Annotated in this window: 16 protein-coding genes; 10 read left to right on the forward strand and 6 right to left on the reverse strand. The window is 60.3% G+C overall.

The window, feature by feature from the left end; genetic code table 11:
* Positions 1-18 precede the first annotated feature (18 nt).
* From ACP7B0_RS13605 to ACP7B0_RS13615, 3 genes are all read right to left on the reverse strand, one after another.
* Positions 19-924 carry a Ku protein gene (locus ACP7B0_RS13605; protein ID WP_426141928.1) on the reverse strand — a complete coding sequence of 302 codons (906 nt, stop codon included), beginning with the start codon at positions 922-924 and terminating at the stop codon, positions 19-21.
* A 94-nt stretch (positions 925-1,018) separates the two neighbouring features.
* A complete protein-coding gene (locus tag ACP7B0_RS13610) occupies positions 1,019-2,212 on the reverse strand; it encodes a CaiB/BaiF CoA transferase family protein (protein WP_426141929.1) in 1,194 nt (397 codons plus the stop codon).
* A gap of 50 nt (positions 2,213-2,262) precedes the next feature.
* The gene (locus ACP7B0_RS13615; protein WP_426141930.1) at positions 2,263-2,610 is read right to left on the reverse strand and encodes an antibiotic biosynthesis monooxygenase; all 348 of its coding nucleotides are present in this window, start codon (positions 2,608-2,610) and stop codon (positions 2,263-2,265) included.
* Between the two features lie 93 nt (positions 2,611-2,703).
* On the opposite strand from ACP7B0_RS13615, the gene soxR reads away from it, so the two are divergent.
* Positions 2,704-3,165, forward strand: a complete 462-nt coding sequence (soxR, locus tag ACP7B0_RS13620; protein WP_426141931.1) for a redox-sensitive transcriptional activator SoxR — start codon at positions 2,704-2,706, stop codon at positions 3,163-3,165.
* Between the two features lie 342 nt (positions 3,166-3,507).
* On the opposite strand, the gene ACP7B0_RS13625 is transcribed toward soxR, so the two are convergent.
* Both ACP7B0_RS13625 and ACP7B0_RS13630 read right to left on the reverse strand, forming a co-directional pair.
* Positions 3,508-4,935 (reverse strand): FAD/NAD(P)-binding protein, encoded by a 1,428-nt coding sequence (locus ACP7B0_RS13625; RefSeq protein ID WP_426141932.1) that lies wholly within the window; start codon positions 4,933-4,935, stop codon positions 3,508-3,510.
* A gap of 181 nt (positions 4,936-5,116) precedes the next feature.
* Positions 5,117-5,680, reverse strand: coding sequence for a helix-turn-helix domain-containing protein (locus tag ACP7B0_RS13630; protein WP_426141933.1), 564 nt, complete (start codon positions 5,678-5,680; stop codon positions 5,117-5,119).
* A gap of 104 nt (positions 5,681-5,784) precedes the next feature.
* Between ACP7B0_RS13630 and ACP7B0_RS13635 the strand changes: the two genes are divergently transcribed.
* The 7 genes from ACP7B0_RS13635 (at position 5,785) to ACP7B0_RS13665 (ending at position 12,954) form a co-directional block, all read left to right on the forward strand.
* Positions 5,785-6,708, forward strand: a complete 924-nt coding sequence (locus ACP7B0_RS13635) for a DMT family transporter (RefSeq protein WP_426141934.1) — start codon at positions 5,785-5,787, stop codon at positions 6,706-6,708.
* A 158-nt stretch (positions 6,709-6,866) separates the two neighbouring features.
* A complete protein-coding gene (locus ACP7B0_RS13640; RefSeq protein WP_426141935.1) occupies positions 6,867-9,797 on the forward strand; it encodes a monovalent cation/H+ antiporter subunit A in 2,931 nt (976 codons plus the stop codon).
* Positions 9,797-10,141 carry a Na+/H+ antiporter subunit C gene (locus ACP7B0_RS13645; protein WP_426141936.1) on the forward strand — a complete coding sequence of 115 codons (345 nt, stop codon included), beginning with the start codon at positions 9,797-9,799 and terminating at the stop codon, positions 10,139-10,141. The genes ACP7B0_RS13640 and ACP7B0_RS13645 overlap by 1 nt, the downstream gene beginning before the upstream one ends.
* A complete protein-coding gene (locus ACP7B0_RS13650; protein WP_426141937.1) occupies positions 10,138-11,823 on the forward strand; it encodes a monovalent cation/H+ antiporter subunit D in 1,686 nt (561 codons plus the stop codon). The genes ACP7B0_RS13645 and ACP7B0_RS13650 overlap by 4 nt, the downstream gene beginning before the upstream one ends.
* A complete protein-coding gene (locus ACP7B0_RS13655) occupies positions 11,820-12,308 on the forward strand; it encodes a Na+/H+ antiporter subunit E (protein ID WP_426141938.1) in 489 nt (162 codons plus the stop codon). The genes ACP7B0_RS13650 and ACP7B0_RS13655 overlap by 4 nt, the downstream gene beginning before the upstream one ends.
* The gene (locus tag ACP7B0_RS13660) at positions 12,305-12,583 is read left to right on the forward strand and encodes a K+/H+ antiporter subunit F (protein WP_426141939.1); all 279 of its coding nucleotides are present in this window, start codon (positions 12,305-12,307) and stop codon (positions 12,581-12,583) included. Before ACP7B0_RS13655 ends, ACP7B0_RS13660 begins: the two co-directional genes overlap by 4 nt.
* 8 nt (positions 12,584-12,591) lie before the next feature.
* A complete protein-coding gene (locus ACP7B0_RS13665; protein ID WP_426141940.1) occupies positions 12,592-12,954 on the forward strand; it encodes a Na+/H+ antiporter subunit G in 363 nt (120 codons plus the stop codon).
* 40 nt (positions 12,955-12,994) lie between these two features.
* Here the strand turns inward: ACP7B0_RS13665 and ACP7B0_RS13670 are convergent, their stop codons facing one another.
* A complete protein-coding gene (locus ACP7B0_RS13670) occupies positions 12,995-13,462 on the reverse strand; it encodes a hypothetical protein (protein WP_426141941.1) in 468 nt (155 codons plus the stop codon).
* A gap of 482 nt (positions 13,463-13,944) precedes the next feature.
* Here ACP7B0_RS13670 and ACP7B0_RS13675 point away from each other — a divergent pair, with 482 nt between their 5' ends.
* Both ACP7B0_RS13675 and ACP7B0_RS13680 read left to right on the forward strand, forming a co-directional pair.
* Positions 13,945-14,178 carry a hypothetical protein gene (locus ACP7B0_RS13675; protein WP_426141942.1) on the forward strand — a complete coding sequence of 78 codons (234 nt, stop codon included), beginning with the start codon at positions 13,945-13,947 and terminating at the stop codon, positions 14,176-14,178.
* A gap of 127 nt (positions 14,179-14,305) precedes the next feature.
* Positions 14,306-14,542, forward strand: a complete 237-nt coding sequence (locus ACP7B0_RS13680; RefSeq protein WP_426141943.1) for a DUF2789 domain-containing protein — start codon at positions 14,306-14,308, stop codon at positions 14,540-14,542.
* The last annotated feature ends 103 nt before the right edge of the window (positions 14,543-14,645 follow it).

The following is a 14,645-nucleotide window of genomic DNA, read 5'->3' on the forward strand; positions in this document are numbered from 1 at the left end:
CTCCGCTCAAGCGTGCTGTCAGGAAGCCTTGGTGGTTTTCTTGCGTGCAGGAGCACGACGTTTGGCGGGGGCTGCATTGGCACCTTTGCTGCTGGACTTGGCGGCCGGTTTTGCGGCACTTTTGCTGCTTGAGCCCTTGCCCGCCAGACTGCGTTTGAGCAATTCGGTGAGATCGATGACGTCCGCGCTTTTACGCTCGGTGTCCTCGGTTTGCGTTTCAACGGCTTCGATTTTCCCTTCCCGTGCCTTGGTTTCCACCAGGTGCATGATCTGATCCTGAAAGGTGTCGTGATAGTCCTCAGGCTGCCATTGGGCACTCATGTCCTCTACCAGGCGCTTGGCCATGTTCAGTTCGGCCTTGCTGAGCTTGACGTCGGTGACCGCGTCGGTCAGTTCCAGCGTCTCCAGCCCGCGCACCTCCGAAGGCCAACGCAGAATCACCAACACCATGGCGGACTCAAGGGGCATCACCGCCGCCAGATGCTGACGGGTGTGCAGCACCACATTGGCCAAGGCCACCTTTTTGGTCTCATTCAGGGTTTCGCGCAGCAAGGCGTAGACCTTCTCGCCCCGTTTGTCCGGCGCAAGGTAATAAGGCGTTTCGATGTGTTGCAGAGGGATCTGATCGCTGGAGACAAAGGCAAAAATTTCAATGGTCTGGGTGGACTTGGGGTGCGCGGCGCGAATTTCCTCTTCGCTCAGGACCACGTACTGGTCTTTCTCGTACTGCACGCCCTTGACGATGTTTTCCTTGGTCATCTCCTTGCCGGTGACTTTGTTGATGCGCTTGTACCCGACCCGCTCCATGCTGCGTTTGTCGAGCCAGTCGAAATCCACGCCCTGGGAAGACGTCGCCGACACCAGCGCGACAGGAATATGCACCAGCCCGAAACTGATCGCGCCTTTCCAGATTGCCCTTGCCATCGCCTGATTCCCTGTCTGAGGTGTTTAAGAGTGACAGGCGCGGCGCGGTAAAAGTTTCGGTTCAGTGACGGGCGTCACAAACAGCCCTTGGTGATTACCGAACCACCCCTTCCTGCTTGAGGCGTTGAATGTCGTCAGTCGTGATTCCCAGGCTCTGGAGCACGCTGTCGGTGTGCTGACCCAGGCTCGGGCCTTGCCAATTCACAGCGCCGGGGGTTTGCGAGAGTTTGGGAACGATGCCCGGCATCTTCACCGCCACGCCGTCAGGCAACCGGGCCTCAATGATCATCTCCCGCGCCTGGTAGTGCGGGTCGGCCACGATGTCGGCAACGTTGTAAATCCGCCCGGCAGGGACCTCGGCCTGTTCCAGCGCTTGCAGAACTGCGTCGATGGGCAGGCTCGCAGACCAGACGCTGATCGCCTCGTCCAGCAGCGTGCTTTGTGCCGCCCGGCCGTCGTTATGGGCAAATGCCGGATCGTCTGCCAGATCGCTGCGGCCGATGGCCTGCATCAAGCGCTTGAAGATCGGGTCGCTGTTGCCGGCGATGACCACCCAGGCCCCGTCAGCGGTGGGGTAGGTATTGGACGGCGCGATACCCGGCAGCGCGCCGCCGCTGCGTTCCCGGACATGCCCCATCATGTCGTACTCGGGCACCAGGCTTTCCATCACGTTGAACACGCTTTCGGTCAGGGACACATCGACAATCTGGCCATCTCCCTGCCCGGTCTTGACCCGCAGCAAGGCCATCAACGCGCCCATGACGGCATGCATCGACGCCAGCGAATCGCCAAGACTTACACCGACGCGGGCTGGCGGCGTGCCAGGCGTACCGGTGGTGTAGCGAATACCGCCCATGGCCTCGCCAATGGCACCGAAGCCTGGACGATCCCGATAAGGGCCGGTCTGGCCGTAGCCGGAGATACGCACCAGGGTCAGTTTGGGGTTCAGGGCGTGCAGCACGTCCCACCCCAGGCCAAGCTTTTCCAAGGCACCGGGGCGCAGGTTTTCGATCAGCACATCGGTGCTTTCGGCCAACTGCTTGACGATGGCAATGCCTTCGGGGGATTTGAGGTTAAGCGCCAGGGATTTTTTGTTGCGCGACTGCAAGTACCACCACAGGGACGTACCGTCATGAAGCTTTCGCCATTTGCGAAGCGGGTCGCCCTGCCCCATGGCTTCGATCTTGATGACTTCGGCGCCGAATTCGGCCATCAACCGGGCGGCGAACGGCGCGGCGATCAGTGTGCCGATTTCAATCACGCGAATGCCTTCAAGTGGGCCGGTCATGTTCATTACCTCTTTTTATTGATTGATGTCGGGCATTGGAAAGCAGCGCCCTATTTGAATGTCACCGCATCAGGGTGCGCAAGCGTTATCCCGCCTTGCACTTCGTAGGCGTGAAAATTGACGGCGGTCACCCGGTGCTCGCGCAGGAACGCGGTGAAGTGCTGGCCGGCATTTCGCCAGGCTTCTTCACTGGCACCTGTTGATTGCCACAACACTTGATTAAGCACGCGTCGCCCGTCACCACTGGCCTGGACGGTGGCGCTGATGAACCCCGGACAGGTACAGGTGAAACGCTCGACCTGCTCGAGCAGCGCCGCGACCAACGCCGGCTGCTGGCGAGGATAGGTTGTGAACTCCAGAAGCTGATTGACCGGGTGATGAGCCACAGGTTGCGTCATGTTATTTCTCCACTGTCTTGACCAGGATAGTTGCGAACCCAGGCCCCGAAGGGTAAAACCTCTAGCTAACTAGAGGTCAAGCGGCAAATAGCCATGAACGAAGCGAAAATAAAAACCCCTGATCGACAACTGACCGTTGGCCAACTGGCGACCCGTAGCGGCGTAGCCGTGACAGCGTTGCACTTTTACGAAAGCAAAGGCTTGATCAGCAGCCAACGCAACGCCGGCAACCAGCGGCGCTATCCCCGGGAGATGCTGCGACGCGTGGCCCTGATCAAAGTGGCCCAGCGCTTGGGCCTTCCGTTGGCCAGCATCCATGCGGCCCTGCAAACCCTGCCTGAAGGCCGCACGCCCACCGCCACCGATTGGCACAAGCTGTCCGCACAATGGAAAACCGAACTCGATGACCGGATCAATCGCCTGACCGCGTTACGGGACCAGCTCACCGGTTGCATCGGCTGTGGTTGCCTGTCCATGGACGCCTGCCCGCTGCGCAATTGGGGAGATGTGCTGGGCGAGCAAGGATCGGGGCCGCAGTTGCTTGAGGGGGAGTGAACTTTGAATGGCAGGGATACCCGGCAATGGCGGATTCACCCTTTGCGCGCTTACGGTAGTCACTTTGTCAGGCCACACGTCGCAATCGTGTCGCCTGGTCGATTTGCGTGCAGGCAAAAGGCATGCGAGATCTTTATGGCACTGGCTTTAACCAGGCAAATGTCCTGTGACATCGCTGTGGGACCGGCTTTAGCCGGAAAGAGGTCGGTAGGGTCCCGGCAGCTTTTTCGCCTGGCCTATCGCCTTCCCGGCTAAAGCCGGTCCCACGGGGCCTGCGATGCGATTTTGCAGACACCGCCAAACGCGCATCGGGAGGCTGAGCGCAGGTGTTTTCTGCCCACGTCACATACCGGCCAACCGCTCAGCCAACGCCTTGGCTTGCAGCGCCACGTCGGTCACCGCCGTGCTTTCCCACCACATCCCGCGCAACGGCGGGCCCATGGCGAACAGCCGTGAAGATACGCGGCCGTGGGCATCCAGCACGGCACCGCCAGGGTCGGCAGCGATGCCCAATGCCAGTGGACCTGGCTGTACCAGCCCGCGAGCAAGCAATTGCCTTGGCAGCGGGCGGTCGACTCGACGCCAGTCGTATTCGATGCCCGTGGAGTTGATCAACGCGTCCCCCGTGACCCGCGACGCTTGCTGCTCGCCGCGCCGACGAATGCGGATTTGCAATCGACCGGAGTCCAATGTTTCAACGCCTTGCAACGAAGCGGCCTGAATGGTCACTCGTCCCTCGCTGATCAGATGCGCCAACAGCGCGGCGCTGGGCGGTGGCGAGCGGTGATGATGGCTTTCCCACCAAGGCCGCACGTGACGCACGAACTGGCGACGCTGCACGTCGGACGCCTGGTTCCACAGCCGTCCGATATTGGCCCGGACCATATCCAGTGGCGCTTGCCAGTCGATGCCGTTCTCAATGGCCAGCTCACATTGCTCGCGCAGCGCGCGCACCAGTTGCCGGGGGCTGCGAATGCTGTGATCTTCGGCAAGAAAGTCCATCCAGGGCGGCGGCTGGCGGCGTACGTGAGGCAGCAACCCGTGGCGGGAAAATATGTCGATTGGGCCGCGATGACCGGCCTGCTGCAAGGAAACCACCGCATCCACCATGGTCAGGCCCGAACCGATGATCAATACCCGGGACTGGGGATCCAGCCGGCGCATGGCGCTGACATCCCAAGGGTCGACGGCCGCCGCGTTGAGCCCGCTGGATTGCCGTTGTGGCGTGCGGGCGGCCGCGTACATACCCGTCGCCAGCACGGCATGTCGGCCAGAGAGTGGCTGTCCATCGGCGAGTATCAGGGTCACTCCGGCGTCAGTGACGTGCAGATCCACCGCTTCGCCGCGCACGTGCTCCACTGACGAGCCCCGGCTCGCGCCCAGGGCTTCAGCCTGTGCCAGACGCTGCTGAACATACAGCCCGAAAACACCCCGGGGCGGAAATAACTCGGCAATGGGCACATGTTGCTCATCGGACTCAGGCCAGCCACCGGCGGCGATGAAATCCGTAAGCCAGTGCGTCAAATCGTCGGGATCGTCGGGATCGACGCTCATGCGCGCCGCATTGCCATTGAGGGTGTGTCCCAACTCGGTGGCACTGTAGGCCTCGCCCCGGCCGAGCTCGTCTCGCGGCTCGACGATCAGCAAGCGTCGTGTGCCCGGCAGGCGCAGCAACTGCACGGCGAGCATGCTGCCACTCAGGCCGCCGCCGACGATCAGAACGTCTACGGCTGGAGACGGGTCAACAGCATGATGAGTCGGTGAAATCATTCGGCGGCCACCTTTAATGAGCTCGAACCCGGGCCGACATGCACCCAGGTGCCCGTCAACCTCCCGCGTCTGACCTCAATTGCATGTTCAAGGAGATTAACCGGGCTGAAGAATTTGGAAACCCTCCGTTGGTACACATCCGCTTGATCGGCGGTATCAGGTCGAGGCTGCTATCCGGGCTTCACAGCACCACGTTACGTACAAAGCGCAACGTAGTCGCACCTTCGTTCCGATAACTGTGCGCCTGGTTACTGGCAAACATAAAGAACTCTCCAGCCCCCACCTGCCGAACCTCGTCTGCCAGCCCGATGGTCAGGCAGCCGTGCACCACATACACCTGTTCACTCCAGCCTTCGGGGTCGGCCTGGGACTCATAGACTTCGCCGGGCTCCAGTGAAAATTCCCACAGTTCCACTTCACGTTTCGCGGTGGCCTTGGCCAGCAACACTGCACGACTGCCGGGTATCGCCCCGGCCCAGGCCACTTCGTTGATGCGGCTGGGGTCGCGCACCTCGGGGGCCTGAATCAGATCGCTGAACGCAACACCCAACGCTTCGGCGACCCGATCCAGCGTGGCCAGGCTGACGTTCTTCTCCCCGGCTTCGATGGCCACCAGCATGCGCCGACTGACACCGGACTTTTCCGACAGCGCGGTCTGGCTGATGTCCAGGCTGTTGCGCAAGCGTCGCACATTCTGACTGACGTGTTGCAGCACGGGTGCACGCTGGGGATTGTCATCACTCACTTTTGATTGTTCTCTCAACCTGATTGGGCAGTATACTGCGCACTTTTTGACGCATGATGCGTTGTGCCCTTGCCGTACGCAAGGCGATCAAGCCCGGTGAAAACATGAAGTCTACCCTGATGAAGCCTCGATTCAGTAAAGCTGAAATGGTGCTGGTGCTGATCACGCTGATCTGGGGCGGGACGTTCCTGATCGTGCAGCATGCCATGACCGTCAGCGGCCCGATGTTTTTCGTCGGCCTGCGCTTTGCGGCCGCCGCGCTGTTCGTCGCGTGTTTCTCATTGAACGTGATGCGTGGGTTGACCCTGATCGAGCTCAAGGCCGGCATCGCCATCGGCGCTGCGATCATGCTCGGTTACGGGTTGCAGACCATGGGGCTGCAAACGATTCCCAGCAGCCAGTCAGCATTCATCACTGCACTTTATGTTCCGTTCGTGCCCCTGTTGCAATGGCTGGTACTGGGCCGACGCCCAGGACTGATGCCCAGCCTGGGCATCGCCCTGGCGTTTGCGGGTCTGATGCTGCTGTCAGGTCCTCAGGGCGCTTCGTTGCAGTTCAGTTCAGGCGAAATTGCCACCGTGGTAAGCGCCGTTGCGATTGCGGCCGAGATCATCATGATCAGCGCCTACGGGGGCAAGGTCGATGTGCGCCGCGTCACCGTGGTGCAACTGGGCACGGCGTCGCTGCTGTCGTTCCTGATGGTGATGCCCACCGGGGAGCGCCTGCCGGATTTCTCCTGGATGCTGGTGATCAGCGCCATCGGGTTGGGCGCCATGAGCGCGGTGATTCAAGTGGCCATGAATTGGGCCCAACGCACCGTCTCGCCCACTCGCGCCACGGTGATATACGCAGGCGAACCGGTGTGGGCCGGGATCTTCGGGCGGCTCGCCGGGGAACGCTTGCCCGGCATTGCCTTGCTCGGCGGGGCATTGATTGTCGCGGGGGTAATCGTCAGCGAACTCAAGGGCCGAAGCAAACCGGCTCTCACAGACCCTTGCGAAGCCGAACGGCTGAACGAAGCCGACTGAATGACTGTACTGTCTTCTGATCTCGAAAAACGGTTGACTGTGATGGCCACCATCAGCGGTTGACGACGTAATTTGTAGGATTCTGCGACACCTTGACGGTTGGTGATGCGTGCCCCAACACGTATGATCCTTGACATTTATCCGCAGATTAGAAGCCTATGTCCCTGATAGTTCTACTGCTTCTGCCATTTATTGGCAGCTGTCTGGCAGCACTTCTGCCGCACAATGCGCGTAATACTGAATCGATTCTCTCCGGAGTGGTTGCACTCACCGGCGCGATTCAGGTGGCCCTTTGGTATCCGCAAATCGTTGACGGCGGCGTTATTCGCCAAGAATTTTTCTGGCTGCCAAGCCTTGGCTTGAATTTCGTCCTGCGCATGGACGGTTTCGCCTGGTTGTTCTCGATGCTGGTGTTGGGCATCGGTACGCTGGTTTCGCTGTATGCCCGCTACTACATGTCACCGGATGATCCGGTGCCACGGTTTTTTGCGTTTTTCCTGGCGTTTATGGGCGCCATGCTCGGCCTGGTGATGTCGGGGAATCTGATTCAGATCGTGTTTTTCTGGGAATTGACCAGTGTCTTCTCGTTCCTGCTGATCGGCTATTGGCACCACCGCGCCGACGCGCGCCGGGGTGCCTATATGGCACTGATGGTCACGGGCGCAGGCGGGCTGGCGCTGTTGGTGGGCGTGATGCTGTTGGGCCATGTAGTGGGCAGCTATGACCTGGACCGTGTGCTGGCGTCCGGCGAAGCGATTCGCGCCCATGCCCTGTACCCGGTGTTGCTGACGTTGATTCTGATCGGCGCATTGAGCAAGAGCGCGCAATTTCCGTTTCATTTCTGGCTGCCCCACGCCATGGCCGCGCCGACGCCGGTTTCGGCGTATCTGCATTCGGCAACCATGGTCAAGGCGGGTGTCTTCCTGCTGGCGCGGTTCTGGCCGGCATTGTCCGGCACCGAGCAGTGGTTCTGGATGGTCAGCGGCGCGGGTGCCTGCACGCTGATTCTCGGCGCGTATTCCGCGATCTTTCAGAACGACCTCAAGGGCCTGCTGGCGTATTCGACCATCAGTCATCTGGGGCTGATCACTTTGCTGCTGGGCCTCAACAGCCCGCTGGCAGCGGTGGCCGCCGTGTTCCACATTCTCAACCACGCCACGTTCAAGGCTTCGTTGTTCATGGCGGCGGGCATTATCGACCACGAGAGCGGCACCCGGGATATACGCAGGCTGAGCGGCTTGATCACCCTGATCCCCTATACGGCGACCCTGGCCATGGTTGCCAGTGCGTCCATGGCCGGGGTTCCGTTGCTCAACGGTTTTCTGTCCAAGGAAATGTTCTTCGCTGAAACCGTGTTCATCTCTTCTTCGGCCTGGGTCGAAATGGCGTTGCCGGTGATCGCTACCCTCGCGGGTGCCTTCAGTGTGGCCTACTCGTTGCGGTTTACCGTGGATGTATTTTTCGGTCCCAAAGCCACAGACCTGCCGCATATCCCACACGAGCCGCCCCGCTGGATGCGGGCACCGGTAGAGTTTCTGGTTCTGGCCTGCCTGATCGTGGGGATCTTTCCGGCACATTCCGTGGGTCCGCTGCTCGCCGCAGCGGCGCAACCGGTGGTAGGCGGCACGCTCCCTGCCTATAGTCTGGCGATCTGGCACGGCTGGAATGCGCCAATGATCATGAGCCTGGTTGCCATGGCCGGCGGCATCGCCTTGTATCTGTTGCTGCGCCCGTCGTTCAAACAACACCGCTTCGCGGGCCCGCCGTTAGTCAATCGACTCAATGGCAAGCGTCTGTTCGAGCGTTCGCTGGTCTTGCTCACCCGCTGGGCGCGCCGGTTTGAGCGCCATATGAGTACCCGTCGCTTGCAACCGCAGTTGTTCCTGCTGGTACTGGCGGCGGTGGTCGGCGGCTTCATCCCCATGTATTTCAGCGGCCTCACCTGGGGCGATCGCCCGAAAATCCCCGGGTCGGGTGTCTTCGTCACGTTGTGGCTGATCGCAATCGCCTGCGCACTGGGCGCGGCATGGCAGGGTAAATATCACCGATTGGCGGCGGTGATCATGGTCAGCGTGTGCGGCCTGATGACGTGCATCACCTTTGTCTGGTTCTCCGCGCCGGACCTGGCGCTGACCCAACTGGTGGTGGAAGTGGTCACCTCAGTCCTGATCCTGCTGGGCCTGCGCTGGCTGCCACGTCGCAACGAAGATGTCGCGCCACTGGTCAGCAGTCGCACCCGTGCCAGGGCGCGCAGGGTCCGGGACCTGATCCTGTCCGCCATGGTGGGCTGCGGCATGGCGTTGTTGTCCTATGCGATGCTGACCCGCGCCACACCGAACGTCATTTCTTCCTTCTACCTGAGTCGCTCGCTGCCGGAAGGCGGTGGCACCAACGTGGTCAACGTCATGCTGGTGGACTTCCGCGCCTTCGATACCTTCGGCGAAATTACCGTACTGGCGGCCGTGGCCCTGACGGTTTTTGCTCTGCTACGCCGCTTTCGCCCGCCCAGGGAAAGCATTCCCCTGCCCTCCCAGCAGCGTCTGCTTGCCCGGGATGTGGTCACTGACCTGGTCAACCCGCGCAGCGCCAGCGATACCGCACTGGGTTTCATGATGGTGCCTGCCGTGTTGGTGCGCCTGTTGTTGCCCATCGCCTTCGTGGTGTCGATGTACCTGTTCATGCGTGGCCACAACCAGCCCGGTGGCGGTTTCGTCGCCGGGCTGGTGATGTCGGTGGCGTTCATCCTCCAGTACATGGTGGCTGGCACCCAGTGGGTCGAAGCCCAGATGCGCCTGCGGCCGTTGCGCTGGATGGGCACCGGATTATTGTTTGCGATCATCACCGGCATGGCCTCGATGGTGCTGGGCTATCCGTTCATGACCACCCACACGGCGCATCTGGAGTTACCGTGGCTGGGGGATATTCACGTGGCCAGCGCGCTGCTTTTCGACGTCGGGGTGTACGCCGTCGTGGTGGGTTCGACCTTGCTGATTCTCACCTCCCTGGCGCACCAGTCGGTGCGGAGCCATCGCCCGACGTCATTGCCCAAACCCATTCCTGCCCCCGTCGCTGAACAAGGAGCCGTCTGATGGAAGAAGTCATCGCAATTGCCATCGGCGTACTGGCCGCCTCCGGCGTCTGGCTGATCCTGCGCCCACGGACCTTCCAGGTGGTCATGGGCCTGTGCCTGCTGTCGTATGGCGTCAATCTGTTCATTTTCAGCATGGGCAGCCTGTTCATCGGTCGCGAACCGATCATCCGCAACGGCGTTCCCCAGGATTTGCTGCACTACACCGATCCACTGCCACAAGCCCTGGTGCTGACGGCCATTGTGATCAGCTTCGCCATGACCGCCCTGTTTCTGGTGCTGCTGCTGGCGTCCCGGGGCTTGACAGGCACCGACCATGTGGATGGCCGGGAGCCTAAAAAATGACGTGGATGAATCAACTGATCGTCGCACCGATCCTGCTGCCGGTGCTGACTGCGGCGATCATGCTCTGGCTGGGCGAAAAACACCGCCCGCTCAAGGCGCGCATCAATCTTCTGTCCACCGTGCTTGGCCTGGGAGTTTCCATTGCACTGTTTATCTGGGTGCAAAAGAGCGGCACCACAGGCGCGATCGGGGTTTACCTGCCGGGCAACTGGGAAGTCCCGTTCGGCATCGTGCTGGTGGTGGATCATCTGTCGGCGCTGATGCTGGTACTCACCGGCATCGTCGGCGTCTGCGCCCTGCTGTTCGCCCTGGCCCGCTGGGATCGGGCAGGCGCCAGTTTCCACGCGCTGTTCCAGATCCAGTTGATGGGCCTGTACGGTGCGTTCCTCACTGCGGACCTGTTCAACCTGTTCGTCTTTTTCGAGGTCCTGCTGGCAGCGTCTTATGGCTTGATGTTGCATGGCTCCGGACGGGCACGGGTTTCGGCGGGGCTGCATTACATTGCGATCAACCTGCTGGCGTCGTCGTTGTTCCTGATCGGTGCCGCGTTGATTTACGGCGTCACGGGGACCCTGAACATGGCGGACCTGGCGGTGAAAATCCCTCAGGTACCGGAAGCCGACCTGGGGCTGCTGCACGCCGGTGCCGCCATTCTGGCGGTGGCGTTTCTGGCCAAGGCCGGTATGTGGCCTTTGAATTTCTGGCTGGTTCCAGCCTACGCGGCCGCCAGTGCGCCCGTCGCGGCGATGTTCGCGATCATGACCAAGGTCGGCATCTACACCCTGTTACGCTTGTGGACGTTGTTGTTTTCCGGTCAGGCCGGCGCTTCAGCGTTGTTCGGGGGCGACTGGTTGATCTACGGTGGGATGGCGACGATTTTCACGGCGGCGGTGTCGATCATTGGTGCCCAGCGCCTGGAGCGCATGGCCGGCTTGAGTATTCTGGTGTCCGCCGGCATTTTGCTGGCGGCCATCGGCTTCGCCCAGCCGAGCCTGACGGCCGGCGCGCTGTTCTACCTGGTCAGCTCGACCCTGGCCCTGAGTGCGCTGTTCCTGCTGGCGGAGTTGATCGAACGTTCGCGTTCAGCCAATGAAATCCCGTTGGACGACGACGTCGACCAACTGCCGCGCACCATGGAATCGTTGCACCCGCCTCCGGGCACCAACCTGGACGACCAGCAAAAAGCGCTGGTCGGCCAGGTGATCCCCATGACAGTTGCGTTTCTGGGGCTGAGTTTTATTGTCTCGGCGCTGCTGATCATCGGCATGCCGCCGCTGTCAGGATTTATCGGAAAACTGGCGCTGCTCAGCGCGCTGCTCAACCCACTCGGGCTTGATGTGGCGCAGGATGAAGCGGTTGGCACACGGACCTGGGTATTCACCGGGCTGCTGATTTTTTCCGGGCTGGCCTCGTTGTTGGCGTTTTCCCGGGTCGGTATCCAGCGTTTCTGGACACCCCAAGAGCCCACGCCACCGCTGCTGCGTCGCATCGAATGCCTGCCCATCATGATTTTGCTCGGCCTCTGTGTCATCCTGACCTTCAAGGCCGAGCCACTGTTGCGGTACACACGCGACACGGCTGCGGCGCTGCATGAGCCCAAGCAATACATACAGTCGGTAATGGCCATCCGCGCGCTACGAGGCCCGGCCAGTGATACGGCGATATCGGCGGTGCAGCCATGAAGCGTTGGTTTCCGGCCCCGTGGTTTTCCGTGGCATTGGCCATCTTGTGGTTGGTGCTCAACCTGTCCGTCAGCCCTGGCAATTTGATACTGGCGGTGATTGTCGGCTTTCTCGCACCGTTGTTGATGGCGCCGCTGCGGCCATTGCCCGTGCACATCGGCAAGCCCGGCGTTGTCCTTAAACTGTTTGTGCTGGTGGGCTGGGACGTGCTGGTTTCAAATATTGAAGTGGCACTGACCCTCTGGAAAGCCAGACGACGGCCGCCACGCTCAGCCTTCGTCAAGGTGCCGCTGGACCTGCGTGACGCGAACGGCCTGGCTGCGTTGTCCATCATCGCCACGGTTATTCCCGGCACCGTCTGGTCCGAACTGGCGCTGGACCGCAGCGTATTACTGGTCCACGTTTTCGATCTGGAAGATGAAGCGAGCTTCATCGAACACTTCAAGACCACTTACGAGCGCCCGTTGATGGAGATTTTCCAATGAGTGCCCTGCTCGACTACGCCATTCTCGTCAGTCTGCTCATCTTTGCACTGGCCATGGTGCTGACCCTGATTCGCCTGCTCAAGGGGCCATCGGCGCAGGATCGGATCCTGGCGCTGGACTACCTGTACATCATTGCCATGCTCATGATGCTGGTACTCGGCATCCGCTACGCCAGCGACACCTATTTTGAAGCGGCACTGCTGATCGCGCTGTTCGGCTTCGTCGGTTCGTTCGCCCTGGCCAAGTTCCTGCTGCGTGGGGAGGTCATCGAATGACGCCTGCAATGGCTTTACCGTTTTGGGTCGAAGCCCTGACCGCCGCGCTGTTGATCGTCAGCAGCCTGTTAGCCCTGACGGGCGCACTGGGCCTGCTGCGCCTGAAAGACTTCTTCCAGCGCATGCACCCACCGGCCCTGGCATCGACGCTGGGAACCTGGTGCGTGGCGCTGGCTTCGATCATTTACTTCTCGGCGCTCAAGTCAGCACCCGTGATCCATGCCTGGCTGATCCCGATACTGCTGGCGATCACGATGCCGGTGACAACGCTGCTGCTGGCTCGCACGGCCCTGTTTCGCAAGCGCATGGCCAAGGAAGATGTGCCACCGGAAGTCAGCAGTGGTCAGTCAGGGGATTCGGGCGGTAGCTAAGCGGCCAGTGTCCGGCCGCCGGATGAAAGCCTGGTGCGCGTCACTCGCTGGGCTTGAACGTCAACTCGCCCTTGCGCCATTTGGCCGCCTTGTTGACGGCGGATTTCAGGATCTTGCTAATGCCGCCCTGAAGCTGTTCGTTGGCGGCGAACACCATCATCACGCCGTGGCCTTCCTTGAAGACGATGCCATGGCCTTCGGGAATGTCCACGTAGGCATATTCACCCAGGCCATAGACCGTCAGTTTGATATCACGAAACTTGAGTTCAAACTTGCCGCCTTCGCGACTGGGCAATACCGCCGCGCGAAAGTGATCACCCACCTTGAGTTCCAGCCGCGGTTTGTCGTCCACCACCAGAGCGCTTTCGGTATCGATCTCGGCAATATAAATCCCTTCGGCGGATTGCTCGGTGACATACACGAAACGAGATTGGAACAGCTTGACCAACTTCGCGCGCAGGTCACCCAGGACGAATAGAGCGTGCGTATCCAGACTAGTTACTGCCAATGTATAAACCCCCAACATGAAAATGATCCCGCCCAAGCAGAGTTGGGCGATTAAAAGGTACTCCCCTGTGTACCGCTATGACCGGCCCAATCCTTTGCGTCGCATCAAGGCAATCGCAAGCCCCCGGAGGCAAGAACGCCATCACGGAAGCTACGGGGCAGAAAAAAATCGACAATGCCGGACACGCTTTCAGCGTTGGCACGACAGGGATTCTACCGGCTCCGGACACCTGCGGGATATATCCCTTTCACCTTCAAACGCAACCTGGGTGATTTCCGACGCAACCAAGGCACAAATGGCATGGCTGGTGAGGACAATTCCTACTTTAAGACGTTGATCCGGGACAGGTCATTCGTCATTGCCACTATTTATAGCGCGCCGGTAAGGATCAACAACTGCCATACTCGCCTCCATAAAAAAATCAGACCTTGAGTCCAAACGCCTTGGTCGGCTGCGACTCGACATCCATGGGAAGGTAATACGTGACTGAATTTGATATTGGCGAGTTCTTTATCTGGGGCGAAGCCCGAGAAATAGAAGGTGAGTTTCAGGCCGTCATTGTAATGCGAGCAAAGGACGACAAGCAGGCGATCACCTGGCACCAGGTGGAAAAAGACCGCTGGTTCAAGACGTCCGAGGCTGCGGCACTCGCCGCCAGGGAAGCAGCGCAGGCGTTGAAATCAGCCGTCGACGAAGGCGCCTTGAGCATCCCGTAGTGATCTGCACCTGCCTGAGCCACCTGTACATCGCTTCGAACTCTTGCGCCGCGTCGGCACTCTGATGCATGACGAAGGCTCGAGAGAGCAATGACAATCAGGGTATTGCACCCGCCGAGGAGATGACATGGAACTGACCACACCGACACTGGAGACGCTGTTTGACCAACTGGGCCTGGATTCCGACCAGGCCAGTATTGACGCTTTCGTGGCCAGCCATCAGTTGCCTGAAGGCGTCAAGCTGTCCGAGGCAGACTTCTGGACGCAATCCCAAGGGCATTTCCTCAAGGAGGAATTACGTGAAGACGCTGAATGGGCTCCTATCGTTGATGAGTTGAACACATTGCTGCACGCGTCAAGGTAACGACGCTGCTCAAAAACAACGTGATCCGCTTATGAACCCGATACGGCGCACGTTGAACTTGCTCGCGATACCCGACGTTATATCAGTCGCTATTCAATTGACA

This window comes from Pseudomonas sp. DWP3-1-2, assembly GCF_049896285.1.
Lineage (GTDB): Bacteria > Pseudomonadota > Gammaproteobacteria > Pseudomonadales > Pseudomonadaceae > Aquipseudomonas.

Excerpts from the sequence above, each read along its gene's own strand:
- ACP7B0_RS13635 (WP_426141934.1), top strand. The coding sequence starts at position 5,785 with ATGAAGTCTACCCTGATGAAGCCTCGATTCAGTAAAGCTGAAATGGTG.
- ACP7B0_RS13605 (WP_426141928.1), bottom strand. The coding sequence starts at position 924 with ATGGCAAGGGCAATCTGGAAAGGCGCGATCAGTTTCGGGCTGGTGCAT.
- ACP7B0_RS13610 (WP_426141929.1), bottom strand. The coding sequence starts at position 2,212 with ATGACCGGCCCACTTGAAGGCATTCGCGTGATTGAAATCGGCACACTG.
- ACP7B0_RS13650 (WP_426141937.1), top strand. The coding sequence starts at position 10,138 with ATGACGTGGATGAATCAACTGATCGTCGCACCGATCCTGCTGCCGGTG.
- ACP7B0_RS13615 (WP_426141930.1), bottom strand. The coding sequence starts at position 2,610 with ATGACGCAACCTGTGGCTCATCACCCGGTCAATCAGCTTCTGGAGTTC.
- ACP7B0_RS13640 (WP_426141935.1), top strand. The coding sequence starts at position 6,867 with ATGTCCCTGATAGTTCTACTGCTTCTGCCATTTATTGGCAGCTGTCTG.
- ACP7B0_RS13645 (WP_426141936.1), top strand. The coding sequence starts at position 9,797 with ATGGAAGAAGTCATCGCAATTGCCATCGGCGTACTGGCCGCCTCCGGC.
- ACP7B0_RS13680 (WP_426141943.1), top strand. The coding sequence starts at position 14,306 with ATGGAACTGACCACACCGACACTGGAGACGCTGTTTGACCAACTGGGC.
- soxR (WP_426141931.1), top strand. The coding sequence starts at position 2,704 with ATGAACGAAGCGAAAATAAAAACCCCTGATCGACAACTGACCGTTGGC.
- ACP7B0_RS13665 (WP_426141940.1), top strand. The coding sequence starts at position 12,592 with ATGGCTTTACCGTTTTGGGTCGAAGCCCTGACCGCCGCGCTGTTGATC.
- ACP7B0_RS13625 (WP_426141932.1), bottom strand. The coding sequence starts at position 4,935 with ATGATTTCACCGACTCATCATGCTGTTGACCCGTCTCCAGCCGTAGAC.
- ACP7B0_RS13660 (WP_426141939.1), top strand. The coding sequence starts at position 12,305 with ATGAGTGCCCTGCTCGACTACGCCATTCTCGTCAGTCTGCTCATCTTT.
- ACP7B0_RS13655 (WP_426141938.1), top strand. The coding sequence starts at position 11,820 with ATGAAGCGTTGGTTTCCGGCCCCGTGGTTTTCCGTGGCATTGGCCATC.